Raw genomic sequence first — 1,723 nt, 5'->3', positions numbered from 1 at the left:
CGGCGCGACAATTGCCGGGCCGGCGGCAGCGTCGGCAGCGGTGCGAGAGGGAGCAACAGCAGCGGCAGCGCGAGCGCGGCAGCGGCCAGCCAGGGGCCAAGCGCCAGCGCAAAGCCACAGGGCTGATCCGTATCGCTGGCAGGCGTGGACGGGTCGGATGGCAGGCTGGCGCCGCTGCACAGGCTTATCGCCGGGCCATCGCTGCTCGCCACCGGCATCCAGCCGGCCGGCAGCACCAGCCGCAGCGCCAGCGCCGCCATGCAGGCAGCGATGAAGATCAGGCCGGGGGCACGGCGGGGCATGGATTTGGCTTAACGCTTCGGGCGTTAAAGGCCAAGCGCCTTCAGATCGGCCGTCGCGGCGGCAAGATCGGCGTGGGCGACGATCTGGCGGAAGGCGGCATCGAGCCGGCGCACCTGCGCGTCGGCCGCGGCCTCCTCGCGGATGTTCACCAGGAAGAAATCCGACGCGCCTTCCTGGAAGCGGCGGCGCTCGGCCTTGGCCATGGCGGTGGCGCGGTCCTGCTCGTCGATGGCAATACCGAGCAGCCGGCGCGACTGGCGCGCGGCGATGGAAAGCCCCATGATCTCCGCCCGGATCTGGTCTTCCGTCAGGCGGCGGCGCTGCTTGAAGCCCTCGATCTCGGCCTGGGTCTGGCCCAGCCGGCCCTTGGCGGTGCGCTGCTGCAATGGCACGGTAAAGGTGACGCCCAGCTTGCTTTCGGTGCCGGTATAGGCGCGGCCGCCGACGCCGGCATCGCCCAGATACTGGTTCACCTCGGCCTTCAGATCGAGCTTGGGCAGGAAATAATTGCGGTCAAGCTGCAGCCGGGTGCGGGCCTGGGCGATGCGCACGTCAACCAGGCGCAGATCGGGTCGATTTTCCAGCGCGGCCATCACGTCCTCGGCAATCGGCAGCGGCGGCGCCAGGCGCGGCGGCAGGCGATCGGGCGTCGGCACCTGCGGATTGCCATCGGCATCACGCCAGAACAGCGACAGCGCCACCGCTGCCTGTTCCAGCGCCTGTTCGGATTGCACCACCAGTGTCTGCCGGCGCAGCAGATTCTGCTCATTCTCGGTCAGCAGGATGGCCGGGCGCAGGCCTTCGGCAACCTGGCGCTTGAAGCCGGCCTGGCGGTCGAGCGCCAGCGCAAGCAGATCCTTGTAGACGGCGACGCGCTGGCCAGCGATCACCCAGTTGTTCCACGCCGCGATGGCGCGCGCCTGCACGCCGATGGCGACCATCAGCCGGTCATTGTCGGCGAGCACGGTATCGGCGCTTGCCATGGCGCGGTTGAAGCGGCGGTCATCGATCTCGCGATCACGCAGCAGCGAAAACAGCGTGCCGGCCGTAAACCGGCCATAGCGCGCGGTATAATCATTGGCGCCATAGCTGGGGAAGCTGCCGCGCGAGATGTCATAGCCGGCATAGACGTTGCCGCCGTTGGTCGCCAAGGGCTGCATCACCCGCACGCCAGCCTGGCTGCCATCGTAGAAACCGGTGGGTCGGGTTTCCAGCGTGGCGTTGAACAAGGTGTCGAACGCGCCTTCGGTGCTGAGCAGCTTGGCTTCGGCGCCGCGCACCTTGGCCAGCGCTTCCAGCACCTGCGGCGCGTGGGCCTTGCTGGCAGCGAGGACATCGGCGAGGGCCAGCGGCGTGGTCGCGGCGGGCAGCGGCTGGGCTGCGGCACGCGCGTCAGCTTCCAGCGCGCGGCTGTCGCCCG

The 1,723-nt window shown here is 69.3% G+C and carries 1 protein-coding gene and 1 pseudogene; both read right to left on the bottom strand.

What is annotated here, in order from left to right; genetic code table 11:
- Positions 1-302, bottom strand: a pseudogene (locus GJ693_RS15825) (hypothetical protein); the annotation flags it as partial.
- Positions 303-326: 24 nt separating this feature from the next.
- A partial coding sequence (locus GJ693_RS15820; protein WP_328598847.1) for a TolC family protein occupies positions 327-1,723 on the bottom strand: 1,397 nt, incomplete at its 5' end.

The organism is Sandarakinorhabdus oryzae (assembly GCF_009733735.1).
Classification (GTDB): domain Bacteria; phylum Pseudomonadota; class Alphaproteobacteria; order Sphingomonadales; family Sphingomonadaceae; genus Sandarakinorhabdus; species Sandarakinorhabdus oryzae.
Note: the sequence above shows the minus strand (reverse complement) of the source record. Positions and strands in the feature narration are given on the sequence as shown.